At 62.7% G+C, this 24,657-nt stretch carries 18 protein-coding genes; 6 read left to right on the top strand and 12 right to left on the bottom strand.

What is annotated here, in order from left to right:
• The first annotated feature begins 9 nt into the window (after positions 1-9).
• Together O9Z63_RS10400 and O9Z63_RS10395 are read left to right on the top strand one after the other, a co-directional pair.
• Entirely contained in the window at positions 10-561 is a 552-nt protein-coding gene (locus O9Z63_RS10400; protein WP_270125134.1) for a phasin family protein, read from the top strand.
• 231 nt (positions 562-792) lie between these two features.
• Positions 793-2,484: an ABC1 kinase family protein gene (locus O9Z63_RS10395; RefSeq protein WP_270125133.1), complete on the top strand. Its 1,692-nt coding sequence runs from the start codon at positions 793-795 to the stop codon at positions 2,482-2,484.
• Positions 2,485-2,512: 28 nt separating this feature from the next.
• On the opposite strand, the gene O9Z63_RS10390 is transcribed toward O9Z63_RS10395, so the two are convergent.
• The 12 genes from O9Z63_RS10390 to hppD form a co-directional block, all read right to left on the bottom strand.
• Positions 2,513-3,082, bottom strand: coding sequence for a hypothetical protein (locus tag O9Z63_RS10390; protein ID WP_270125132.1), 570 nt, complete (start codon positions 3,080-3,082; stop codon positions 2,513-2,515).
• 89 nt (positions 3,083-3,171) lie between these two features.
• A complete protein-coding gene (locus tag O9Z63_RS10385) occupies positions 3,172-5,547 on the bottom strand; it encodes a glycoside hydrolase family 3 N-terminal domain-containing protein (RefSeq protein WP_270125130.1) in 2,376 nt (791 codons plus the stop codon).
• Between the two features lie 125 nt (positions 5,548-5,672).
• Positions 5,673-6,143, bottom strand: coding sequence for a helix-turn-helix domain-containing protein (locus tag O9Z63_RS10380; protein WP_270125129.1), 471 nt, complete (start codon positions 6,141-6,143; stop codon positions 5,673-5,675).
• Between the two features lie 90 nt (positions 6,144-6,233).
• Positions 6,234-7,103, bottom strand: a complete 870-nt coding sequence (locus O9Z63_RS10375) for a glycoside hydrolase family 16 protein (RefSeq protein WP_270125128.1) — start codon at positions 7,101-7,103, stop codon at positions 6,234-6,236.
• A 52-nt stretch (positions 7,104-7,155) separates the two neighbouring features.
• On the bottom strand, positions 7,156-8,025 hold the full coding sequence (locus O9Z63_RS10370) for a glycoside hydrolase family 16 protein (protein ID WP_270125127.1): 870 nt from the start codon (positions 8,023-8,025) through the stop codon (positions 7,156-7,158).
• 102 nt (positions 8,026-8,127) lie between these two features.
• Positions 8,128-8,931: a PKD domain-containing protein gene (locus O9Z63_RS10365; protein WP_270125126.1), complete on the bottom strand. Its 804-nt coding sequence runs from the start codon at positions 8,929-8,931 to the stop codon at positions 8,128-8,130.
• Positions 8,932-8,973: 42 nt separating this feature from the next.
• Positions 8,974-10,512, bottom strand: a complete 1,539-nt coding sequence (locus O9Z63_RS10360; protein ID WP_270125124.1) for a RagB/SusD family nutrient uptake outer membrane protein — start codon at positions 10,510-10,512, stop codon at positions 8,974-8,976.
• A gap of 24 nt (positions 10,513-10,536) precedes the next feature.
• Positions 10,537-13,665: a SusC/RagA family TonB-linked outer membrane protein gene (locus tag O9Z63_RS10355; RefSeq protein ID WP_270125123.1), complete on the bottom strand. Its 3,129-nt coding sequence runs from the start codon at positions 13,663-13,665 to the stop codon at positions 10,537-10,539.
• Between the two features lie 583 nt (positions 13,666-14,248).
• Complete coding sequence (locus tag O9Z63_RS10350) at positions 14,249-16,300, bottom strand: 7TM diverse intracellular signaling domain-containing protein (RefSeq protein ID WP_270125121.1); 2,052 nt, start codon at positions 16,298-16,300, stop codon at positions 14,249-14,251.
• A 40-nt stretch (positions 16,301-16,340) separates the two neighbouring features.
• Entirely contained in the window at positions 16,341-18,140 is a 1,800-nt protein-coding gene (locus O9Z63_RS10345; RefSeq protein ID WP_270125120.1) for a cellulase family glycosylhydrolase, read from the bottom strand.
• 519 nt (positions 18,141-18,659) lie between these two features.
• Positions 18,660-20,396 carry a phospho-sugar mutase gene (locus O9Z63_RS10340; protein ID WP_270125118.1) on the bottom strand — a complete coding sequence of 579 codons (1,737 nt, stop codon included), beginning with the start codon at positions 20,394-20,396 and terminating at the stop codon, positions 18,660-18,662.
• A gap of 171 nt (positions 20,397-20,567) precedes the next feature.
• Positions 20,568-21,701, bottom strand: coding sequence for a 4-hydroxyphenylpyruvate dioxygenase (gene hppD / locus O9Z63_RS10335; protein WP_270125116.1), 1,134 nt, complete (start codon positions 21,699-21,701; stop codon positions 20,568-20,570).
• 352 nt (positions 21,702-22,053) lie between these two features.
• Here hppD and O9Z63_RS10330 point away from each other — a divergent pair, with 352 nt between their 5' ends.
• The 4 genes from O9Z63_RS10330 to O9Z63_RS10315 all read left to right on the top strand — a co-directional run bounded on the left by O9Z63_RS10330 (position 22,054) and on the right by O9Z63_RS10315 (position 24,515).
• Positions 22,054-22,443, top strand: a complete 390-nt coding sequence (locus O9Z63_RS10330) for a hypothetical protein (protein ID WP_044017092.1) — start codon at positions 22,054-22,056, stop codon at positions 22,441-22,443.
• A gap of 133 nt (positions 22,444-22,576) precedes the next feature.
• Entirely contained in the window at positions 22,577-22,921 is a 345-nt protein-coding gene (locus O9Z63_RS10325; protein ID WP_270125114.1) for a DUF952 domain-containing protein, read from the top strand.
• A gap of 49 nt (positions 22,922-22,970) precedes the next feature.
• The gene (locus O9Z63_RS10320) at positions 22,971-23,630 is read left to right on the top strand and encodes a hypothetical protein (protein ID WP_270125112.1); all 660 of its coding nucleotides are present in this window, start codon (positions 22,971-22,973) and stop codon (positions 23,628-23,630) included.
• Positions 23,631-23,681: 51 nt separating this feature from the next.
• On the top strand, positions 23,682-24,515 hold the full coding sequence (locus O9Z63_RS10315; RefSeq protein WP_270125111.1) for a hypothetical protein: 834 nt from the start codon (positions 23,682-23,684) through the stop codon (positions 24,513-24,515).
• The last annotated feature ends 142 nt before the right edge of the window (positions 24,516-24,657 follow it).

The raw sequence follows: 24,657 nt of genomic DNA, 5'->3' as shown, positions 1-24,657 counted from the left end.
TACAGTCTCATGGAAGATCTATTTAAGAAGTTCGTTAACGCCGGCGTAGGCTTTGTTTCGCTCACCACCGACCGGGTGCAGAAAACCATCGACACGCTGGTGAAAGAGAGCAAGCTGTCGGAGAAGGAAGGGGCCAAGATCATGGACGAGCTGAAGAAAAACGGCGAAACCAAGCGCAAGGAGCTGGAGAAGCAGGTGCAGGGCTTGGCCGCAAAAATGATGAAGACGGTAGGCGTAGCGCCCAACGCAGAGGTAGAGGAACTGAAGCGTACCGTGAAAGGCAGCTCAAAATCTACTTCAGCTTCTGGGGGAGGTGGCGTCAAGAACGGGGCTACTAAGCCTGCTGCCAAAGCTCCGGTCAGCAAAACGGCTGCGGCCGCCAAAGGGGCTGTAGCCAGCGCCACCAGCAAAGCCGCTTCCACGGTGAAGAAGGCTGCTGACAAAACCAGCGCTGCTGCCAGCAAAACGCAGAAATCGGCTGCCGGCTCGGCTGGTGCCGCTAAGAAAGAAGAAAACAAAGCAGCCGGCGCGGCTTCGTCGTCGTCGCAGGCTAACTCCTAATACCGCGCGGCTTTGTGCCGCTGGAAACCCCGTCCGTGCTTTACGGGCGGGGTTTTTTGATCACAGATTTTGCAGATTTCAGGGGATTTCGCGGATTGTGGCTGGTTGGAATAGCTTTGCGGCTGGCGTCCACTGATTTCGCTGCCGCGTGGCTGTTTAGCTGCTGCCTGAACGTCTGAAACAGCACCGCTCAATCTGCGAAATCCGTAAAATCCGCAAAATCTGCGATTCATGTTCAAGCAAACGATATCCAACCTGACCCGCATCCGGCAAGTGGCGGAGGTGCTGATCCGCTACGGCTTTGAAGACGTGGTGACGAGCACGCCGCTGCGGCGCCTGGTGACGCGGAGCCGGCGCCTTTCGTGGCAGGAGGGCGAGCAGGCCGTGTTTGAAACCACGCGCTGGCAGCGGATCCGGATGATTATCGAGGAGCTGGGGCCTACGTTCATCAAGCTGGCGCAGGCCATGAGCAACCGCGCCGACCTGCTGCCGCAGCCGCTGATCGATGAGTTTGAGAAGCTGCAGAGCAACGTGCCGCCCTTCGACGTGCAGGTGGCCAAGGCCATCATCGAGCGGGAAATGGGGCAGCCGCTGGAGGAGGTATTTGCTGAGTTCGACGACGTGCCGCTGGGCTCGGCCAGTATCGGGCAGGTGCACCGGGCGCGGCTGCTCACGGGCGAGGAAGTGGTGGTGAAGGTGCAGCGCCCCGGCGTGCCGGAAAAGGTGCGCTCCGATCTGGCTTTGCTCAACGAGCTGGTGCGCCTGACGGCCGGTTTCCTGCGCAAGCAGGGCTTGAGCAACCCCCAGGACGTTGTGGACGCCTTCGAGCGGAGTATGACCAAGGAGCTGGACTATACCTCCGAGGCCCGCAGCATGGAGCAGTTCCGCTCGCTCTACGAGAACTACGAAACCTTCTACATTCCGAAGCCCTACCGCGAGCTGAGCACGGCCCGGATTCTGGTGATTGAGTTTGTGAGCGGCTGCAAAATCACGGACAAGCCGCAGCTGCTAGCCTGGGACCTGAGCCCGGAGAAAGTGGCCGAAACCGGCATGGATATCTACCTGACGCAGATATTCGAGTTCGGCATCTTCCACGCTGATCCGCACCCCGGCAACGTGCTGGTGCGTCCCGATGGCACGCTGGTGCTCATCGACTTTGGGATGGTGGGCAAGCTCAGCAAGCAGCAGAAATACGCCTTTGCGGGCGTGTTCATTGGCATGGCGCGGCAGGACCCGCGCGGCATGGCCCTGAGCTTCCGGCGGCTGGCGCTTACGTCGGATATTCCGGATATGCGGGCGTTTGAGGCGTCGCTGGGCGAGCTGATTGAGGATTTTGCTTCGCTCGACGTCAAGGACATGAGCATGTCGGACCTGGCCGACGCGCTGCAGAACGTCATCTACAATTATAAGCTGCAAGTGCCGGGCGCCGTGTTCCTGATTCTGCGGGCCCTCGTGATTCTGGAGGGCATCGGCAAGGTGCTGCACCCGCGCTTCAATACGTTCGAGTTTGTGCGGCCCTACGGCGCGCGCATCGTGGCCGAGCAGTATTCCACCGAGAACATCCTCAGCGAAGCCGAATACACCGGCACCCAGCTGCTGGCCCTCATCCAGACGCTGCCGGCCGATATCCGGCAGATTGTGCGCAAAATCTCACGCGGCGACCTGCGCGTGCGCATCGAGCTGAGTGGCTACCAGCTGCTGCTGCACAAAGCCGACCAGCTGGTGAGCCGCGGCATTCTGGCGGCTGTGTCGGTGGCGCTGATCCTGTTTGCGGGCCTGAGCTTGCTGGGCCGCTACCCCGCCGGCCAGATGCCCTACTACCGCGGCCTGCCCGTCGTGACGTGGTACAGCCTGGGGCTGGCGGCGTTTCTGCTGCTGATTCTGTTTATTCTGGGCACCAAGAAGGAGCGGCGGACGGAGTAGCGGAACCGTGCTGCAGCGCCGCCTTAAATCAAGTTTCTATTGAAGGCGCAGGCTCGAAATGCGGCGGATTGTAGGCTCGATTGTCAGCTGGATCGGCTTCCTCCACCACCGTCAGCTCGCCGTACCGGTCGCACTCCAGCACGGGCAAGCCCAGCGCCCGGCCCAGCTGGCAGCCCAGCTGCACCGCCTGCTGCTGATTGCGAAGCTGCGCCACCACCAGCCCCTGCGCCGACTCCGGCACCGACAGCAGCAGGATGTAGCGCCGGTCTTTGCTGGACTCGTCGCCGTCGCTGTAGCCGCTGTCGGTCACCGCGAAATCGGAGAAGTAGCGGATTACTACGCGCTGCACGTCGGGCAGGCGGAGCCAGTCGGAACCCAGGTGCATTCCGAACAGGCTGACGCCGTGCCGGTACTGGCGGGTACGGATGTCGAGCTGCCACTGCGAGGAGTATCCAACCAGGAACAGGGCAAACAGGGCCAGGGCGCCGGCCACCACCCACAGGCCGCCATAGGCGAAAACCGCCGCCATCAGCAGCGCGCCAAAGCAGTGCTTTCGGCCCCGGCGTTCCAGCATAATTGTAACCAGACGAATAGACATAGCAGCAACATAAAACGGCCCGGCTGCACAGGCAGCCGGGCCGATAAAGATAGAGCTGCCGCCGCCAATTGCAGCGGCGGGGTTTCAAGCTATTCGGTTACCATGAACTTGGTGGTCTGGTCGGCGATGCGCAGCTCAAACTCACCGGCTTCCAGCACCGGCTTGCCGTCGGGGCCGGCGTAGCTCAGCTCCGAAACGGGCAGCGTGAACGTGACGGTGCGGGTTTCGCCGGGCTTGAGGTTCACTTTCTCGAAGCGGCGCAGTCGGCGCATGTCGGGCGCTACCAGGCTGGCGTAGAGGTCGGAGGAGTAGAGGTGCACGGCTTCCTGGCCGGCGCGGGCGCCGCTGTTGGTCACCTGAACCGATACCGTAAGCTGGCCAGTTTTGGGCAGCGAGGCCTTGTCGACGGTGAGATTGGCGTAGCGGAAGGTGGTGTAGCTCAGGCCGTCGCCGAACTTGTACTGCGGGTTGTAATCGGCCTCGTAGTTGTAGGCGCCTTCGGCCTTGCTCTGCTCCTCAGCGTACTTGTGGATGTAGGAAATGAGGGCGTTGGGGTAGCGCGGGTAGGTGTAGGGCAGCTTGCCGGAGGGGTTCACGTCGCCGAACAGGATGTCGGCCAGGGCGTCGCCGCCGAAGTTGCCGGGTAGGTAGGTCTGCACCACGGCCTTCATGCCGGGCTCGATGCGGCTGATGACGCGCGGGCGGCCTTCGTTGAGCACCAGCACCACGGGCTTGCCGGTGGCCAGCAGGCGCTGGGCCAGCTGGGTCTGCAGGTCGGAGAGGTAGAGGTCGTTCAGGTCGCCGGGCTTTTCCACGTAGGAGTTTTCGCCGAGGCAGAGCAGCACCACGTCCACGTTGCGGGCGGCGGCCACGGCTTCGTCCAGCTTGTCGGCGTACTCCTCGTAGTACTTGCCGTCCATCTTGTAGCTCACGCCGGGCACGTGCTGCACGTTCTGGGCCCCGATTTCCTTCTGCACCGCCTCCAGAATGGTGTTGTACTGCTGGGCAAATTCCTCGGTTTTCTCGCCCTGCCAGGAGTAGGTCCAGGCGCCGTTCAGGGTGCGCATGGAGTTGGCGTTGGGGCCGGCCAGCAGCACCTTGCTGGTTTTCTTCAGGGGCAGAATGTTGTCGGTGTTCTTGAGCAGCGTAATGGCTTCGGCGGCCATCTGGTAGCTGGCCTGCTCGTGCTCCTTGCTACCGAACAGCGGGTAATCCTGGCGGTTGGTGTTGGGCTGCTGAAACAGGTTGAGGGCGTATTTCACGCGCAGCACCCGGCGTACGGCATCATCAATGCGCTCCTGCTTCACCTGGCCTTCCTTCACCAGCGCCACCAGGTTGTCGCAGAACTGCTCGTACTGGTAGGGTACCATCGACATATCAATGCCGGCGTTGATGGCTAGCCGGATGGCGTCCTTCTGGTCTTTGGCGAAATGGTCACGGGTGTAGAGGTTCTCGATGTCCTGCCAGTCGGTCACGGCCAGTCCCTTGAAGCCCAGATCCTGCTTCAGCAGCTTGGTGAGCAGGGCGTAGTTGGCGTGCATGGGCACCCCGTTGATGAGGCCCGAGTTGATCATGATGGTGTGGGCGCCGGCGGCCACGGCGGCCCGGAACGGCGGCACGTGGTACTCATACAGCGCCTCGTCGGAGATGTAGGCGTTGGTGCGGTCCTTGCCCGACTGCGGCACCTGGTAGCCCAGAAAGTGCTTGATGCTGGAGGCAACTTTGGTCGGGTCGCCGATATTGTTCGGGTCGCCTTCGTAGCCGCGCACCATCTGCACGCCCAGCTCGGAAATTAGGTAGGGGTCTTCGCCGAAGGTTTCCCATTGCCGGGGCGAGCGGGCATCGGAGCCCAGATCCAGCACCGGCGAAAAGGCCCACGGGATGTTGCTGGCGCGGGTTTCGTAGGCCGATATTTCGGCGCCGCGGCGCACCAAGGCACGGTTGCGGCTGGCAGCCTGCGCTATTTCCTGCGGAAACATGGTGGCCCCGGCCGTGTAGGTTTCGCCGTGCACGGCATCAATACCGTAGATAATCGGGATTTTGAGGCGGGTTTTCTGGGTGGCCACGTCCTGCATCTGCTTCACGGTGGTGTACCAGAGTTCGGGCGTGCGGGCGCGGTTGTTGGCCGAGTTCAACACCGAGCCGATTTTGTAGTCCACGAGCACCTTCTGCAGGTCGGCGGGGTCGAGGGCCAGCGGCTCGTCGGAGCTGTAGCGGTTCTTGCCCTGCGTCACGGCGTCGATGGTCACCTGGGTCATCTGGCCCACTTTTTCTTCCAGCGTCATCTGGGCCAGCAGGGCATCTACCTGCCGGGCAATGGTGGCTTCGGTGAGCGGGGCTGCGGCCGGCCGGGCAGTTTTGGCGGTGCGGGCCGGCTGGCGGGGTCGGGCCTTCTGGGCGTGGATGGCAGTGGGCGCGGCCAGGCTGGTCAGCAGCGTAAGCACAACAAAGCGGGAGAAAGTCATCGGAGGAGTATTAGGTATTGAGTGGATAGCAGTGAGATGGGGCAGGCGGCTGAAAAAAGCAGGCTTGCGCCGGCCGTTCAGCTTCCTGCAGCCGGCATCTCACCGCTCGAAAAAATCCGACCGGCTCAGGCAGCCCGCAAGCCGGCTGCAGCAGTCGGCAGCAACTGCTGCAGCCGGTGCAGCGCCTTGCCCACCGTCACGGGGCAAATGGACTTGGTGTGGCCCTGGGCCACGAGGTAGGCGGCCAGCTGCCGCAGCGTCCAGCGGCGAGGCGCGTCGGCGCTGCGGCGCGAAAGCAGCGCCAGCAGCGCAGCTTCCACGGCGGGCGTGAGCTTAGTGGGTGCCCCACCGCCCGGCTGGGTGTTGAGGTAGGCCGTGAGGCCCTGCCGCTGGTAAGCCCGCCGCAGGGCATACACCCGGCCCTCAGTCATGGCCAGGTGCTCGGCCGATTCGGCGGCGGACAGCCCGGCGTGCCAGTCGAGCAAGGTGTGGGCGCGGTTGGTCTGGCGGCGCAGCAGCCCGGGCAGCAGCAGGTAGTGCTGCAGCTCCTGCTGCTCGGCGGCCGACAACCGGAAAAACTGTCTTTGGCGGCCCATAGTCGTGTGGTAGATAGAGGGCAAAGCGTGGCAACAGACCCTCCGAAAAGGGCCGCTACGCTGAAAAAAGGCAGGGTGAGGCGCCGGCGGTTAGCGCTGGCGCATTTTGTAGAAGCGCACGTAGTCCACAAGCATCCGTTGGGGGAAGGCCGTCTGGTCGATGCCTTTGAGGCCGCCCCACTCGCCGCCCACGGCCACGTTCAGCAGCAGGTGAAACGGATGGTCCCAGGGCCAGGCCTCCCAGCCGGTGTGCTCGTTGCGGCTGGTGAAGTAGGGCTTGTTATCGACGAACACCGTGATGGTTTCGGGCGTCCATTCCATGGCGTAGTCGTGGAAGGCCGTGGTGGCCGTCGGCACGCGGACGGAGTCGGTTTTCTGGTTGTTGAGGCGGAAGTAGTACTTCTTGCTGTGCGTGGACGCCTGCACCACTTCGGGCCGGTAGCCCACGTACTCCATGATGTCGATTTCGCCGTTGGCGGGCCAGCTCTTGTCGCCGTACTTCCAATCGTCGGGCAGCATCCAGATGGCGGGCCAGGTGCCGCGAGCGGCCGGCAGCTGGGCCCGCACCTCTACGCGGCCGTAGGTGAGGCTGCCGCCGCCCTTGGCGCGCGACACCAGTCGGGCCGAGGTGTAGGCGTTCTTGTCGTTGAGGGCTTCCTTGCGGGCCTCGATGATGAGGTGGCCATTTTCGACGCGGGCATTTTCGCGGCGGGCCTTGGTGTAGAATTGCTCCTCTTTGTTGCCCCAGCCGGTGCCGCCCACGTCGTAGGTCCACTTCAGCGAGTCGGGCAAGCCGGGTTTGTCGAATTCGTCGCTCCAGATCAGCTCCTTGAAGCTGTAGCTAGGCGACTTGGCAGTTTTGGCGGGCTTGGTCTGGGCGCTGGCGGCACGGCCGCAAAGCAGCAGGCCTGCCGTGGCAGCCACGGCGGCCAGGCGGGGGAAAGGCATTCGTAAGTTCATAGCCATAGAAAAGACCGTGAGTGCCGACGCAGGCGCCGGCTGCCGGGCGGCATTACTGGTACTGGTAGTGCCGCACGTAGTCGACCTCCATCTGCTGCGGGAAAGTGGTGCTGGCGTCGGGGTTGCCGTCGAAGTCGCCACCCACCGCAATGTTCAGAATCACAAAGAACGGATTGTTGAACGGGTAGGGGGCTGAGCCAACGTCGCTCTTGCTGAAGGTCAGGTACTGCTGGCCATCCAGGAACATGCGGATCTGGTCCTGGCTGCGCACCACCGAGTACACGTGGAAGTCGTCGGACAGGTCCGTGGCCTGCACTTTGGTGGTCGTGCGGAACTCGCGGGTGCCGGCGCTGTTGGCGAAGTGCATCGTGGAAATCAGCTCCTTGGGTTTGCTGCCGCGCAGTTCCATAATGTCGATTTCGCCGCACTTGGGCCAGTTGTTCTGGTCGATGTCGGCGCCCAGCATCCAGATGGCCGGCCAAATGCCCTTGCCTTTCGGAATCTTGGCCCGCACGTCAATCCGGCCAAACACGAAGGTCTGCTTGCCCTTGGTGAGGATGCGGGCCGAGGTGTAGGCCGGGCTGTTGGAGGCCGGCCGGATAGCCTTGATTACGAGGGTGCCGCCCGCAGTGGTCGTCACGTTTTCCGGGGCGTTGGTGTAGGTCTGCAGCTCGTTGTTGCCCCAGCCGCCGGCGCCCAGGTCAAAGCCCCATTTGGTCAGGTCGAGCGAGCCGGTGTCGAACTCGTCGCTCCAGACAAGCTTGGTGTAGGCGGCGTAGTCGCGCGATTCGGAGTTGACGGCGGGCGGCGCGGCGGGTGGCAGCACGGGCTTGGGCGGATCGGAGGTGCAGGCCGCCAGCGTGCTCAGCGCCAGGCTGAGCCCCAGGCCAGCCCGCGCCCACGAAGAAGTGGAAAAAGACATAGCGGAAATGTAAATGGGTGGTGGGGAGGAGGAATGCGTACGAAAGCCGTCAGCCGTCGGCCCCGCAGTGGTTGGCGGGGCCGGCGGTTGGCGGGGGTGTGCTTACGGCTTCACGCGCAGTTTCATCGTGAACACTACGCCTGCCGTGGGGCGGCCGGCGCGCAGCACCATGCGCTGGTTGTCGATGGACAGCACGCGGTACACTAGGTCAGGCGCGTCGGTGACGCCGATGAAGGCGCCGGTGCGGGCCAGCACGAACTGCGCCAGGCCGGGGCCCGTGGGCGCCCCAAAGGTGAAGGCCGAGGTGCCGGAGCGCGGCGCCTGGCACCCGCCGCCGCCAGCCACAAAGGTCTGGGCCTTGGCGTCGTAGGTGTACACGTTGGCCGTGCTGAACGTGAATTCATCGTCGGCCTGGCAGGCAGGCAGTGAGCCCGCCGGGCTGCCGGAGAAGTATCCGCCGGGGTCGGAGTCGTTGGGGCCCACGATGATGGGCGCGTTCTGGGTGTCGTCGAGCACCCAGGTGCGCGACGAGCCGCCCGTGAGCACCGTCTTCACCAACTCGAACACCGGCGGCAGCACAATTTCCTTCTGGGCCGATACGCTGGTGCCGCCCCGGTAGGCCGTTACCAGGCGGGGCTTTACCGGGCCGCTGGCCGAGTAGGTGTGCACAATCCGCTGGCCGGAGCCTACGGTGCCGTCGCCGAACTCCCACTGGTAGAGGAAGGCGTCGGTGTTGGTGGCCGTGAAGGTGACTTCGGTGGTGAAGCCTACGGTGCGCGTCGTGAAGGTGAAATCAGAAGCCGGCACCGCGCCGTCGAGGCTGCCGGTGTCGTCTTTCTTGCAGGCGCCCAGCAGCAGGGAGCCGCTCAGCAGTAGCAGGGCTGCTTTATGAAAGTGGGTTTTCATGAACATCAGGCTGAAAATCGTGGAAGGGGGAAAGCAGGCGGCTTAGTAGCCGGGGTTCTGCACCAGCGCCGGATTGGCGTCCATCTCGCTTTGCGGAATGGGCAGCACCAGGTTTTTGTCGGTGGGCACGCCGCGCTGAATGTTGAGCGTGCGCAGGAAGGCCGACTGCTGGGTCATGCGTGGCACCAGGCCGTTGGGGGTACCGGCGTAGCGCTTCAGGTCAAACCAGCGGTCAAACTCGAAGGCCAGCTCGTACTTCCGCTCCCGCAGCACCGCGTCGTTGAAGTTGGGCGTGGCGGCCGTCAGGTCGCGGGCGGCCGAAGGCGTGTTGATGGGCAAGCCGAAGGCGCGGCGGCGCACCTTGTTGATGGCGTCCAGACCCTCGGTGGTGGGGCCCACGGCCTCGGCCAGAATCAGGTACACATCGGCCAGGCGCAGCACCGGAATGTTGAGGCCCGAGTCCCAGATGTTGGTGTTCACCTTACCGATGAACCACTTCTTGCAGTTGAAGCCAAACGGCGAGCCAGGGGCCTGGGGCAGCTGCGCCGGCGTGGCGCTGCCGGCCGGATATGGGTCGCCGGGTACCCAGATGGTCACGGCTTTGCGCGTGTCGCCGGCTTCGTAGCCGCTCACGAAGTCGGGCTCCGGAATGTTGAAGCCGTAGCCACCACCGGCCGGCGTGGTGCCGGAACCGCGGGGGGCGAAGAACTCGTTGCCGCTGAAACCCACGTTGTTGCGCTCGTAGCCGTTGCGGCCACTCACATACTGCACCTCAAACAGCGACTCCCGGCCGTTCTCGTTTTCAATCTTGAAGTTGTCGCCGTAGTTCGGCCACAGGCTTTTACCGGAGTTGTTGATGACCTGGCGGGCCCACTGGGCGGCTTCGGTTTTCTTGCCGTCGGTCAGGTACACCTTGGCCAGCAGGCCGGCGGCGGCCCACTTGGTGGCCCGGCCCAGGTCGGCGCCGCTGTAGGAAGGCGGCAGGTTGTTGAAGGCATCGGTTAGGTCCTGCTCGATCTGGCGGTACACGTCGGCAGCCGGCGTGCGCGGGATATACACCTGCGCCGGCCCGGAGGGTGGAGTCGTGAACAGCGGCACGTCGCCGAAGGCCCGCACCAGGTCGAAGTAATATTTGGCCCGCAGGAACTGCGCCTCACCCAGGCAGCGCTGTTTGATGGCAGGGTCCATGCCCTCAATGTTGGGCACCTTCAGCAATACTATGTTGGCGCGCTGCAGCCCGATGAAGCAGCCCCCCCAGAGGCGGTTGGCCACGGTATTGGTGGTCGGGATGTTGTAGTCGTCGAGCTGGGTGTACTCAATACCGTCGCTGCCGCCGCCGCCGCCGGTGGTGGAAATGTCGGCCATGATGTCCATGGCCCACAGCGCCAGGTTGTACTGGCCTTCCTTGGTCAGCTCGCTGTAGGAAGCCGTAACGGCCTGAATGGCGTCGTCCTGGGTGCGGTAAAAGTTGGCGTCCGTAATCTGGTCGGAAGGGGTTTCTTCCAGGAATTTCTCACCGCAGCCGGTGAGCAAACCCAGCGACAGCAGGAAAGCGCCGCAAGCGTATTTGGAAATAGTCATTGCAGTAGAGCTGTAGGGAGAAGATTAGAACCCGATATTGAGGCCGCCCATGAACACGCGGGCCTGCGGATACACGCCCAGGTCGATGCCGCTGGGGCTTACTTCGGGGTCGTAGCCAGTGTATTTGGTGAGCGTGGCCAGGTTCTGGGCCGTCACGTAAAAGCGCACCTGGCTGGCCGAAATACGGCTCAGCAGAGTCTGCGGCAGCGTGTAGCCAAACGTCAGGTTCTTGAGGCGCACGTAGGAGCCGTCTTCCACGAAGTGCGACGACACGCGCAGGTTGGTGTTGGGGTCACCGTCGATGGCGCGGGGCACGTCGTTGCTGGTGCCGGGGCCGGTCCAGCGGTTCAGCACGCGGGTGGTGCCGTTGTTGGATCCGTACAGGGCGCTTTCCGTGATGAAGCGGTTGATGTTGTACACATCGTTGCCCTGCACGCCCTGGATGAAGAAGCTTAGGTCGAAGCCCTTAAAGCCCAGCGTGTTGGTGATGCCGTAGGTGAAATCGGGGTTGGGGTTGCCAATGAACGTCCGGTCGCCGGCCGCCGTGATGACCCCGTCGCCGTTCAGGTCCTTGAAGCGGATGTCGCCGGGGGCGGTGCCGGTTTCCTGCCGGGGGGCGGCATTCACCTCGTCGGCCGTCTGGAACAGGCCGTCGGCCACGAAACCGTAGAACGAGCCAAAGGCCTGGTTAACATCGTAGCGAACCACGGCGCTGTTGCTCAGGAAGTTGGGCCCGTTGTACGGTACGCCCAAGCCCAGCGACTCCAGCCGCGTCTTATAGGCTGAGATGTTGAGCAGGGTGGTCCAGCTAAAAGCCTGCCCGCTACCCTGCACGTTGCGCGAGGTAAACGAGAAGTCGATGCCCCGGTTGTAGGCCGAAGCTGCGTTGGTGTTCACCGACTCAAACGTACCCGATACCAAAGACGGCGGTACCGGCGCAATCAGGTTGGGCGAGTTGCGGTTGTAGAGGTCGAGGCTGGCTTCGAAGCGGTTGTCGAGGAAGCCCACATCCACCCCCACGTTGGTTTGGTTATTGTTTTCCCAGCGCAGCTCGGGGTTGGCGAGGCGGGTGGGCGCGGCCCCGGTGTTGATGGTGCCATCGGGCCCGAATGGGTAAATGGCGCCGAAGTTGATGGTGTACAGCGAGGCGAAGCGACCCGCGTTCAGGGGGTTGCCCACTTTGCCGTAGCCGGCGCGCAGCTTCAGGTTGCTGATGGTGCTGTTGCCGTCCAGGAAGCCTTCTTCCGAAATGCGCCAGCCCACCGATACGCCGGGGAAGAAGCCGAACTTCTCACCGGGCGGGAATACCGACGAGCCGTCGTAGCGGGCCACGGCCGAAAGCAGGTACTTGCCGGCAAACTCGTAGTTCACGCGCCCGAAGTAGCTGGCCAGCCGCTGGGGCGGGCTAATGGCACCTTCGTTGCTGAGTTGCGAGTTGATGGGGCCGACGTTGATTACCTGCAGGTCGTTGCGCAGGTAGCCCTGGCGGTTAGCCACTACGTTGCTGAAGTTGAACTCCTGCGCCGACTGGCCCAGCAATACCGTCAGCTGGTGCTTATCGGCAAACAGGCGGTCGTAAGTGGCCGTGTTTTCAATCAGATACGTGGGAGCGTAGCTGGATCTGGCTTCGGCGCTGGCCGTAGAGTAGCGCTGGGTGTAGCCAGCCAGCTCGGGGCCTTTGGGCGTGAAGCGGTTGAAGTTGTCGAAGATGAAGTCGACGCCCACGTTGGTGCGGAAGCGCAGGCCTTTCAGGGGCTCCAGCTCAGCGAAGAACGTGGTCAGGGCCCGGTTGCGCGTGAACTTCTGGTTGTTGATCAGGGCGCTGGCCAGTGGGTTTTCCTCGATGAAGTTGTCAGCGCCCGAGCTGGGCTGGTACCAGTAGCCATCGGGCCGGTAGGGCTGCACGGTGGCCGGGATGCGCAGCATCTGCTGTACCGTGCCATACTCGCCGCTGTTGGTGGTTACCTGCCGGTCTTCCAGGTGCGTGAGCTGGATGTTGTTGCCCAGCTTCAGCATGCGGCCAATCTGCACGTCACCGTTGGCCCGTATCGTAAACCGCTCGAAGTTGGTGCCGATGATGATACCGTCCTGCTGGAAATACGTGCCCGACACGGCATAGCGGGCTTTTTCGCTGCCGCCGGTGGCCGAGAGGGAGTAGTTCTGAATCTGAGCTCGGCGAAACACCAGATCCTGCCAGTCGGTGCCTTCGCCCAGCGAAGCCGGGTCGCGCAGCTTGTCTACCACAATGGGCAGGCCCTTGGCCAGGCGGCTTTCGTTGTTGATAACGGCGTACTCCGAGGCGCTGAGCAAGTCCAGGCGGCGGGCCACGGTCTGCACGCCGCGGTACACGTCGAGGTTGACGTTGGTGCGGCCGGCTTTGCCACGCTTGGTGGTGATGATGACCACGCCGTTGGCGGCGCGTACCCCGTAGATGGCCGTAGCCGAAGCGTCCTTCAGAATGTCAATCGACTCGATGTCGTTGGGGCTGATGGCGTTGAGCTGGTTGTCGCCGCCGTCGGGCAGCGGGAAGCCGTCGACCACGTACAGCGGGTTGTTGTTGCCGGCCGACGTGATGCCGCGCACCCGCACGGCCGTACCGGAGGCCCCACCGGGCGCCCCGCCGTTCGATATCACCGTTACGCCGGACACCTTGCCCTGGATGGCCTGCGTGGCATCGGCCACCGGCTGGCGCACGATTTCCGCAGCCCCCACCGACGAAATAGCGCCCGTCACGCTGCCGCGCTCCTGGGTGCCGTAGCCGACCACTACTACCTCGCTCAGGGCCTTGGCGTCGTCCGCCAGCACTACGTTCAGGGAAGGGTTGGCACCAGTGATGCGAACTTCCTGGCGCGTAAAGCCGATGGAGCTGATAATGAGAGTGCTGCCTTCGGGCACCGACAGCGAGAAGTTGCCGTTGGAGTCGGTGCTGGTTCCGATGGTGGTTCCCTGCACGATAATCGTCACGCCGGGCAGGCCGTCGCCGTTACGCTGCGTAATCCGTCCCGAAACCGGAACGTCGGCCACAAAGGCCAGGCTGGCATCGGGCGCCAGAGCGGCTTGGGCAGCCAGTGGCGACGCCAGGCTCAGCAGCCCATAGGCTGCGAGAGGCACCACGCGCCGGAACCCCAGATACGAGTATTGATTGCGGTTCATGTGTAGGAAGTGGGGAAGAGTGTGGGAATTTGAAAACGACGGTCCGAATGCCCTGCGAGCAGGGCGGAAAGTCGCACAGGAAAACGTGGTAGGCTTCCGGGGTGAGTAGTAACTCACGGCCGCTTGGGCCGCTTGGGCCGCCGGTTTGCCGGCTATCGGGTACCCGCAGAGAGGGAGGTGCGCCGGGCACTCAGCCGGAAAAAGGGAGCAGGCAGGAGCCCTGCATAAGAGCTCAAGGCCGGCGCACAGGTGATGCGCGGGCGTGGGTGCCGGGCAGGCGCCTGTCGGCGCGGGTTGCCGGGCAAAGGAGTGGGTGTTCACTCACCCGAGGCAGGCACGGGAAGGGGGCAGAACGGATCATAAGGGCGGGGGGGATGATCAAAGGTATCCGCCATTTTTCTTAAAAATCAAGCGTGAAACCCCGCTAGGAATAGCGGGAAGGCCGATTTTCGCTTACATCGCACGCATCCCTGTACGCTTACGGCACCCACTTTTAAGGAGCATTTCGCCGTTAGTCCTTCCAAATCCTATATTCCCCTCAGGCCCAGCTAACGGGTAAAAAACAAGCAAAAAAAAAGGGGCCTCAGCCCACTTTTTTTTGCTTGTTTTTGGGTTTGGCTGGTTCGTGCTCCAAACCCGGGCCTGCCTCGCCCGCTACTGCCAATTCTTCCTCGGCGGGCTCGTCTGGCTCGGTGCCGCTGTCGTCCAGCAGCAGGCGGGTCCAGCTGTCCTCGCCGGCGGGGTCGGTGGGCTGGCGGCGCATGGCTTCCAGCACTTTATGGCTGAAGCTCCAGCAGGTGGCGCGCCGCAGATCCAGCACCCGGGACAGCTCCTGCGCCGAGTAGCTGCCGTTGTGCGTGTGCAACAAAAACACCGCATAAAATGCCTTCACAATCGAAAACTTGCATTTCTGCAGCAGCGTGTAGGCTGTGGCCGATTCCACGTAGCGGCAGCGGGTGCAGCGGCGCGAAAGCGTCTCACGGCCTTCGCAGTAGTTGTCGTGGCCGCATTTGCGGCAGTGGTAGCCGTGGGCCCACTTCAGGTCGGCGAGGTAGGTGAGGCAGGCTTCCTTGTCGGGGTAGATCTGACTGAACTCGCCGAAATCCACTTCCTGCGAGAGCACCCGCGCCGTCTGGGCCTTCTGCAGGTCGCGCTGCAGGTCGGTGTTCAGCTTTTCAATGGCCGCCGACTGCAAGGCCAGCAGCCCGTTGGCCTGCACCAGGTCGCGGTTCTGGGAGGCAATTGTTTCGCCCTGGCGCTGCAGCTCGGCCGTGCGCTGGGCCACCAGGTTTTCCAGCTCCGAGTTCAGCTGGTCTTTCAGCTCCTCGTTCTGGCGCAGCTGCTCTACCAGTCGGTGCTGCACGTCATGCTTTTTGCGCAGCTGCTTCACGAGGCGGTGCTGGGCCTTGAGCGTGGCGTGCTGAATGGCGCGGATTTTTTCACCCAGCGCATACGACAGCACCACCACTTCCACCACAAAGGCGGCGTTCATGCTATATACCGTGTAGGTGTTGGTGAACGTATGAATACCCAGCTTGCGCAAAATCAGAAACAACACGCTGACGGCCACCAGCGAGTGGGCCAGCAGCACAAAGCGGGCCGGCAGGAAGCCGCGCTGCCACACGCGCAGCGCCGCGAAAAACAGCATGCCGTAGGGCAGCAGATACAGGCCCATGCCCATCCCGGTTTTCCACCAGATGCCGTCGAGCAGCAGGGCCGCCACGCTCAGCAGCACCACGGCCCGCAGCCACTGGTCGTAGCGGGGCAGACGCTGGGGCGTGTCCAGAAACTGGCGCGCATAGTAGCCGAAGGTGAGCAGCAGCAGCGGCGCCGACGCCACTTCCACCACCCGATTGAGCCACGGCTGCCCGGGCCACAGGTACTGAAATCCCAGCCCATCCTCCGATAGAAACACTAGGCTGCAGCTGAGCACGTACAGCACATAGCGCAGATAGGTCTGCTCGCCGGTGAAGCAGAACAGGCAGAAGTTGTAGATAATCATGATGAGCAGCATGCCATAGAAGGCACCCAGCAGCCCATATTCTAGCTGGAAGTGCTCGGCAATGCCCTGCTCGGTGCGCATCTTCGACAGGAAGCTGGTGCGCGAATTGGACTGCAGCCGCAGGTAGTAGGTATGCGGCTGGTTGTCGGCTATTGGCAGTTGCAGCAGGTAGTTTTTGTAGCGGTAAGGCCGGGTCGTGAACGGACGGTCGGCCCCGGTATGGATGCGGCCCTGTTCAGCGGGGGCCTTGGGGAAAAAGTAAATGTCGTTGAGGTGGGAGTCGAACATCTCCAGGTACCAGTGCTGGGGCTGCGGGCCGATGGCCTGCACCGTCAGGCGCAGCCAGTAGGCTGAGCCGGGGTGCTCCATGTTGGTGGCCACCCGCGCCCCCGACACAAACCGGCTGGCATAGCGGGGCTGCTGCACATCGCGCAGCGTGAGCTGGCCCGTGGGGTCTTCGAGAATGCTGTAGTTGAGGGGGCTGACGAAAATTTCCGGCTGGCGGGCATCCAGCGGGAGGGGGCGCTCGGCCCGGGCTTGGTGGCCGGCGGCACCCAGGACGACCAGCACCCACAGCAGGCGGGCGGCGGCTAGTAGGCTGAAACGGGAAATCAGGGAGGGCAGGGTTGGCATGGGAATCTCTAAGTTAAAGAAACTCCTGTACTTGGGAGGGTTAGCGAGGACCGGCCAGCGGCACAAATTGTAGCCAGCTCACCACGGCACCCGGCTGCTCCACGTACAGCTGCATCGTGTGCGTGCCCGCCGCCAGCTGCACATTGCCGACCGGCAGCGTTTGCCAGCCGCCACCGGGTACGGTCACCTGCCCCGCCAACACCTGCCCATCCACCCTGACAAGCAGTTGGGCGGCGGCAGCAGTCGGGTTGCGGGCCCGCAGCTGCACGGCGCAGGCCGTGGTTTGGGGCACGGTTACGGTGTAGCTCAGCCACTCGCCGGCTTCCATATGGCTGACGGCTAGGATAGTGGCAGTGCTGTCGGGCATGGGCTCAATATCCACGCCGTCGTTGCGGTAGGCGTCGCCGGCGTTGTGGGGCGTGTGGTTGCGGAAGTCGGTGCGGGTGGCGTAGGTGTCGGAGTAGGCCTGGCCCAGGCGGCCCAGGTCGTAGTCGGCCGCCTGGATGGTGCCGGGCACTACGTGCGGCACAAATGCCGCTGGGGCGGCCGTGGGGCGGGTGAGGGCCGCCACCACATCGGTGTTTACGGTACAGTTCCGGAACTCGCTGTTGCGTAGCAGCGCCATGCGTCCGGCCGGCGTCAGCAGGCTGCCGTAGCGGGGCACGTTCAGTAGGCTGGTGCGGCCATCCACCCGCTTCAGCGTCCAGTGGCACCACCCGATGTTCTGCTGGTTGAGTGCCTGCACGGCGGCGGCAAACCACTCGTTGGAGTTCTCGCCGGTTTCGCCCACCCACACCGGCACCTGCCACCGCTCCCGGAAAGTCACCAGATTGTGAATAAGATTGATTTGCAGTGAATTGGCGTCGGAAGCGGTGGTGTCGTTGGGGCACCAGTAGCGGTGCGCGTTGTACATGAGGTTGCCTTTGTGCGGGGTGCGCAGCTTGTCGGGCGTGAGGTTGGTGTACTCGTTGCCGTAGCCGTTGCCTTCCAGCAGCACCACGTGCTGGTCATTTTGGGCGCGCACCACGTCAATCAGGCGGCTGTACAGCTCGCTCAGCTCGGAGTTGTCGCCGGCCAGGCCGTTGGCGGTGCTCAGGCCGTTGGGCTCGTTGAGAAAGTCGTAGAGCGCCACGCGGGCGTCGGTGCGGTAGCGCCGGGAAATCTGCTGCCAGAGCCGCACCGTGAGGTCCTGGTAGAGGAGGCGGCCCTTGGCATCGCGGCGCTTCCACAGGTCCAGCGGCACCAGACAGTCGCTGATGTTGCGGTCGGCGCCCTGGCCGCCGGGGGCGGCGTGCAGGTCGAGCACCACGTAGAGCCGGTTGGCGGCACACCAGCGCAGCACGTCATCAATCAGCCGGAAACCATCCAAATTTTGGGCGTCCGTGAACAGCTGGTTCTGGTCGTACCACGTGCTCAGCGACTGGACGTAGGCATCCACGTGGCGCGGGTTCTGCAGGGCGCGGGTGCGGGCGCGGCGCTGAGCACCAGTCAGAAACAGGTCGTAGTGCAGTGGCAGCCGCACGCAGTTCAAGCCCTGCCGGGCAATGAAGTCAATGTCGGCCTTGGTGATGAAGCCGGCCCGGTAGCGGCGGTAGAAGTCCTCTACGTCGGCCTCGGGCATGGTGCGCAGCATGGCCTGCTGAATGCGACCCTGGGAGTTCAAAGAGTCGGTGCGGAGGATGTAGCTTTCCTGCAGCAGCCAGCCGCCCACGTTGATGCCGCGCAGCACGACGGGCCGGTTCTGGGCGTCGAGCAGCGCGGGGCCTTTGGTGTGCAGTAAACTCAGGGGCTGAGCGGCGGCAGGTGTGGCCCACGGCTCGCTGCCAGCTAGCAGCAGCACAAAACAGTACAGCAGCCGCACGGGAAAGCGGCCGGCTCTAACCAATTGACGCATGAAGGGAGATAGATGAGCAGGAGGCCAGCGAGAAACAGGACAGGGAAGCCCCGTCCTATTTGCCTCACTTTCTCACTCAAAAATTGTAAAAGCTGCTTGTGGCAGCGGCTATACTTCCGGCTGCAGGGGCCATGCTCGCTTGCACGGCTAAAGCTCCCTGGGGATGCAACCAAAACTAGTGTCTGAGCGAAGCAAAAGCAAGCCGCAAAAATAGCTCAATTGGCTGGAAATGGGTTTTTTGAGGCTGCCCTGTACGCTTATTGCACAAGTCATCAGCCCGCTTCTGGTGCCTGCTCCGCCATGAAGGCACCTCACCTTTTTCAGGGTCGTCGGCAAAAAAACAATGCAGATCCTGTGTCCCCTGAACAATAAATACGCGCCACCCAGCCACCCGCCAGCAAAAAGCCCCGACTACGTGAGTAGTCGGGGCTGGCAGCCGGAAGGCAACTGCAGGAAAGGGCAGGCTTATTTCAGCTGCATATCCTCAATGATGGCCTGAATTTTCTCCTGCGCTTGGCGTTCAGCCAACTCAAAATCGACGTGCGACTTGAGCGGATGCCGCACGCTGAAGTAGAACTTGATTTTGGGCTCAGTGCCCGAAGGCCGCGCCGAAATCTTGCTGCCGTCTTCCAGAATGAACTGCAGCACGTTGCTGCTTTCCAGGCCGGTGGGCGTTTCCAGGCCAGTGCGCAGGTCGCGGATGAGGCCGGTTTTGTAGTCGCGCAGCTCCACCACGGGCTGGCCGGCAATGGTAGCGGGCGGCATAGCGCGCAGCTCGGCCATCATTTCCTGGATTTCCTCGGCGCCGCGCTGGCCTTTCTTCGTGAGCGAAATCAGGTGCTCTTTGTAGAGGCCATACTGGGCGTACATGCGCGTCATCTCCTCGTAAAGCGAGTGGCCGTTGTCTTTGGCCACGGCCGCCATTTCAGCCAGCAGGGCGCAGGCCGATACGGCATCCTTGTCGCGTACGAAGTCGCCGAGCATGTAGCCGTAGCTTTCCTCGCCGCCGCCCACGTAGTTGGCTTCGCCTTCCAGGTCCCGGATCAGGCCGGCAATGTACTTGAAGCCGGTGAGCGTCTGGTAGCTCTGCACGTCATAGGAGCGGGCAATGTCGCCGAGCACCTCGCTGGTCACGATGGTGTACACGATGAAGTCCTTATCGGTCTTCTTGCCGGCCTGCTGCCGCGCCGACAGCACGTAGTAGGTCAGCAGGGCGGCCGTCTGGTTGCCGTTCACCAGCACCCATTCGCCGCGAGTATTCTTCACCGCAATACCCACCCGGTCTGAGTCGGGGTCGGTGGCCAGCACGATGTCGGCATCGAGGGCTTTGGCCTGGTCCAGGGCCATCTGCATGGCTACCTGCTCCTCAGGGTTGGGCGAAAGCACCGTCGGGAAGTTGCCGTCGGGGGTGGCCTGGGCTTCTACCACCGATACGTTGGTGAAACCCAGCTGCGCCAGCGCCTGCGGCACCAGCGTGATGCCGGTGCCATGAATCGGCGTAAACACGATTTTCAGGTCGTGCTGGCGCTGGATGGCAGCCGGGTTGATGCTCAACTCCTTCACCTTGGCCAGGTAGGCGGCATCCACCTCGGACCCGATGCTGTGAATCCGCGTGGTGTCGGCCTGGAATTTCACTTGCTCGACGCCCTGAATGGCTTCCACTTCGCGGATGATGTTCTTGTCGTGCGGAGCCACCACCTGGGCGCCGTCGTTCCAGTATACCTTGAAGCCGTTGTACTCCTTGGGGTTGTGCGAGGCCGTGATAACGCAGCCGCTCTGGCAGCCCAGGTGCCGGATGGTGAACGACAGCTCCGGCGTGGGCCGCAGTGCCTCAAACAGGTACACCGTAATGCCGTTGGCCGAGAAAACGCCCGCCACCATTTCGGCAAAGGCGCGGCTGTTGTTGCGCGAGTCGTGCGCCACGGCCACCTTGATTTCCTGGCCCGCGAACTGCTGGAGCAGGTAGTTGCTCAGGCCCTGCGCCGCCATGCCCAGCGTGTAGCGGTTCATGCGGTTGGAGCCGGGCCCCATAATGCCCCGCAGGCCACCGGTGCCAAATTCCAAGTTGCGGTAGAAGGCATCCGACAGAAAATCATCCTGGTTGTCAGCCTGCAGCTGCCGGATTTCAGTCTGCGTCTCGGCGTCGTAGCCACCGGTGAGCCAGGTATTGATTTTCGCTTGAATGTCGGGGGTAAGGGCCATATTCTGGAGGAGGAAAGAAAAGAAAAAGAACGTCATTCCGAGTGCAGCGAGGAATCTCGCCAGTGTAGTAAATCAATACCAGACACCAGCAAGATTCCTCGCGCTACCCAACATGACTGGATTACTACACTAGCGAGATGCTTCGGCTGCACCTCTGCATGACGGGCCGTATTACAGGTTGCCGCGCAGGGCCTGCTCGCGCTCAATGGCTTCGAACAAGGCCTTGAAGTTGCCTTTGCCGAAGCTCTTGGCGCCTTTGCGCTGGATGATTTCGAAGAACACCGTCGGACGGTCTTCCACGGGCTTGGTGAAAATCTGGAGGAGGTAGCCTTCCTCGTCGCGGTCTACGAGCAGGTTCAGGTCGCGGATGCTGTCGAGGTCTTCGTCGATGTGGCCGACGCGGTCCAGCAGGTCGTCGTAGTAGGTGGCGGGCACCTGCAGAAACTCCACGCCGCGGCGGCGCAGCTCCGTTACGGTCGTGCGGATATCGTTGGTGATGAGGGCCATGTGCTGCACGCCGGGCGAATGGTAGAAGTCCAGATATTCTTCAATCTGGCTTTTCTTCTTGCCTTCGGCGGGCTCGTTGATGGGGAACTTCACGAAGCCGTTGCCGTTGCTGACCACCTTGCTCATCAGGGCCGAATATTCGGTGCTGATGTCGTCGTCGTCGAAGGTGATGAGCAGTTTGAAGCCCATTACGTCCTCGTAGAACTTCACCCACTGGTTCATCTCGCCCCAGCCCACGTTGCCCACGCAGTGGTCGACCACCTGCAGGCCCACGGGCGCGCCCTGCGGAATGCCGCTGGTTCTGGCCACGAAGCCCGGCAGAAACGGCCCGGTGTAGTTGCTGCGCTCCACGAAAGTGTGCACGGTTTCGCCGTAGGTATAGATGCCGGCCATCGTCACGGAGCCGTGCTCGTCTTCGATGGTGTAGGGCTCAAACGCCACCTTGGCGCCGCGCTTGGTGGTTTCTTCGAAGGATTTGCGGGCGTCGTCCACCCACAGGGCCATCACCTTCACGCCGTCGCCGTGCTGGGCCACGTGCCGCGTGATATCGGAGTCGGGCAGGAGGGAGGTGGTGAGGACGAAGCGGATTTTGTTTTGCTGCAGCACGTAGCTGGCCCGGTCGCGCACGCCGGTTTCGGGGCCGGAATAGGCCACCAGCTCGAAGCCGAAGGCAGCCTGGTAGTAGTAGGCCGACTGCTTGGCATTGCCGACGTAGAATTCCAGGTAGTCGGTGCCGTTGAGCGGGAGGAAGTCGTGGGCAGGGTGGGCCTGCACTTCGGGCGAGGTCATCGTTTGCATGGGCAGAAGGGGTTGGGTGGGATGCGTGGGTAAAAATACGTTTTTGAGGCAAATGATTCCGTCGGGGCAAGGAGCGGCCGCCGGCAGTAGCGCGAACTTTGTAGTTCGCGCCCCGGAACGACAGTCACCCAAACGGGGCGGGGCGCGACCTGTGCAGTTCGCGCCCCGGAACGATAAGCACCCAAACGGCGCGGGGGCGCGAACTACAAAGTTCGCGCTCCTGCCACATGCGTGGCCACCTCCAGGCGAAAGGAATGCCGCTTTCTTCGTAAAATTGAGCCGGGAGCAGGAACGGCGCATAAAACTGCCGAATCCTCTTCACCTTTGTAGCACAACCCTACGCCTTACCCTTATGAATCTGGAAGAGCTGAACCGCACCCTCGTTACGCTGATCGAGAAAAAGCAGGCCCTGCACGATATGTCGTATGATGATGCCCGCTACGACGACGTAGAAGAGGAGCTGCACGACCTCGAAGACGATTTCAACGAAGAATACGGCGCCTACCTCGAAGCCGCCCTCGACAAGGTGCACACCGAGCTGAGCTCCGATACCGATGTGCTGCTGCCTACGGCCTACCTGCCCTCCAGCACCGGCGGTACGCCTTCGCCCAAGGAAGGCGTGTGGGTGGACTCGGAAAAATACCCCGGCAAAGAGGCCCGTATTACGCTGGTGCCCAACCCCACGCGCATCATGCTCACGGTAGGCAAAGCCGTGCAGCAGGAGCTCTGGAAAGCCAGCTAGTCTGCCGCTGAACAGCTTTTAAAGCCACGCTTACCGAAAGGACTTATGCTGCAGCATGAGTCCTTTCTGCTTTCCACCCGACCAGTATACTGCCTCGTCGGCGCCCTGTAACTCCCTCTAACTACTCTTCCATATGCTCTACCGAATAGCCGAACCTGCCGACTGGCAGCACGCCCAGCAAACCGGCGCCTTCGCCAGCCCCGACCTTGTGCAGGAAGGATTCATCCATTGCTCGGAGCTGCATCAGGTGCTAGAAACGGCCCGCCGCTACTACGCCCACCGCTCCGACCTGTGGCTGCTGGAGCTGGACGAAGCCGCCCTGGCGGCGGCCGGAGTGCGGGTAGAGCGGGAGTGGGTGGAGAGCCGGCAGCAGCATTTTGCCCACGCCTTTGGGCCAATTCCGCTGGCGGCGGTGCGGCGCGTGTGGCAGTTTGGCACAAATGCTGCGGGAGAAGCCGCGCTGCCCGCCGGCCTGTAGAAAACGCGCCGGCCGGGGTGGCTTTTCCTTCCCCTACTCTCTATAGTATATGCCAACAACTCGACACTGTATTGCGGCACTAAGCCTGTTGCTCACGGCCTGCACGCCCACCGCTTATCTATCCTTGAAGCCCGACCAGGGCAGCGGCACCTGGAAAGACGGCCACGAACGGTCTGTTATCCGGCAGGATAGCCTGGAGGTGAGCCTGGGGTTTGTGCGCTACGAAGGCAATTCGATGGTCTTCGATATGGATATTCAGAACCAGTCGGAGCGGGCGGTGCTGGTAGCGCCCGAACAGTTCAACTACACGCCCGTAGCCACCACGCTGCACAAAGGCCAGGAGTACATGCCGTATTTTCCCGGGCCGGTAAGCGCCATCAACCCCGAGCAGAAACTGGATGGCCTGGTGGCGGCGGTAGTATACAACGTGCGCGAATCGCAGCGGCCCTTGGTACTGGCCGGGGCCGAATACGGGCAGCAGTACCGCATGGAACACAGCGCGGCCGCCCTGCAGGCCCAGACTCAGAAGCAAGACGTGGAAGCCCGCCTGCTGCGCAAAAACACGCTGCTACCGGGCCAGGGAATCCGGGGCTACGTGTACTTCCCGCGCACCGACGAGGCCGATGTATTGCGCCTTTCACTGCCGTTGCGCCGCCAGCCGCTGCTGCTGAGCTACCGCCAGCTACGCAGCCGTCAGCCGGCCTACTAACCCGCCACCTGCGCCGGTTGGCTTTTTCCGGATATTCTTACTCTTCGTGTTATGCGTATTGCTACTCTATTGGCTGCCTCGGGGCTGCTGCTTGCCGGCTGCAGCTCCACCTCTTTCCTGGCTATGCAGCCTGCCACGCCCAACGGCCCCAGCCTGAACGGCCACCCCACCAGCCGCCTCTACCACCCCGACAGCGTGGAGGTGAAGCTGGGCTTTGTTCGCTACGATAAGAAGGAGCTGGTGTTTGAGGTGGAAATCGGGAACGATGCGCGCCGGCCGCTGGAAATCCTGCCCGAGACGTTCTACTACGTGCCCGACTACTCCCTGACCGATGCGGCCGCTACCACCCAGACCACCGACTTGGCAGCGGCGGTTGCGGCCACTGCTCCGGGAGCCCCGGCACTGACGTCCACCCGCGTCATGGCCCTCGACCCTGAAGCGACCCTGCAGCAGCTCACGGCTCGCCTCAACAAGGAAGCTGCCAAGGCCGAAAGTGGTAGCTGGCTGGAAATCCTGAGCAGCGTGGCGAATATCACCGAGGATATTGCCTCCATCAAAAAGACTGAAACGCCCGAGCAGATTGCCGAGCGCGACCAGCGCCACGCCGACGACGAAGCCTACTTCGCCGACCAGCGCGCAACCCATGCCCAGCAGGCCGACGAGCTCAGCGGCCGCAAGCAGCACCTGGAATCGGTGATTCTGCGCAAAACGGTGCTCCAGTCCAACGAGTACATCACCGGCCAGGTGCACTTCCCGCGCACCGATGCTGCCCGGCGGCTACGGGTGGTGCTGTTCGTGAATGCTCGGCCGGTGGTATTCGATTTCACCCAGAAGCCCGGAACCTACTCGGCCGCGCCAAGCAGCAGTACGGCATCCGGCTATTAGGGCTGTTCAGCGGGCGGGCTGAGGCAGAAATGTTGCTTCAGCAAACCCAACTGAACAGGAAATAAGGCTCGCGCTTCTGACGGCAACTGAACAGGCGTAAAACCAGCACGGCCCTTTCTGAACTGGTCAGAAAGGGCCGTGT

This window comes from Hymenobacter yonginensis (assembly GCF_027625995.1).
Lineage (GTDB): Bacteria > Bacteroidota > Bacteroidia > Cytophagales > Hymenobacteraceae > Hymenobacter > Hymenobacter yonginensis.
Note: the sequence above shows the minus strand (reverse complement) of the source record. Positions and strands in the feature narration are given on the sequence as shown.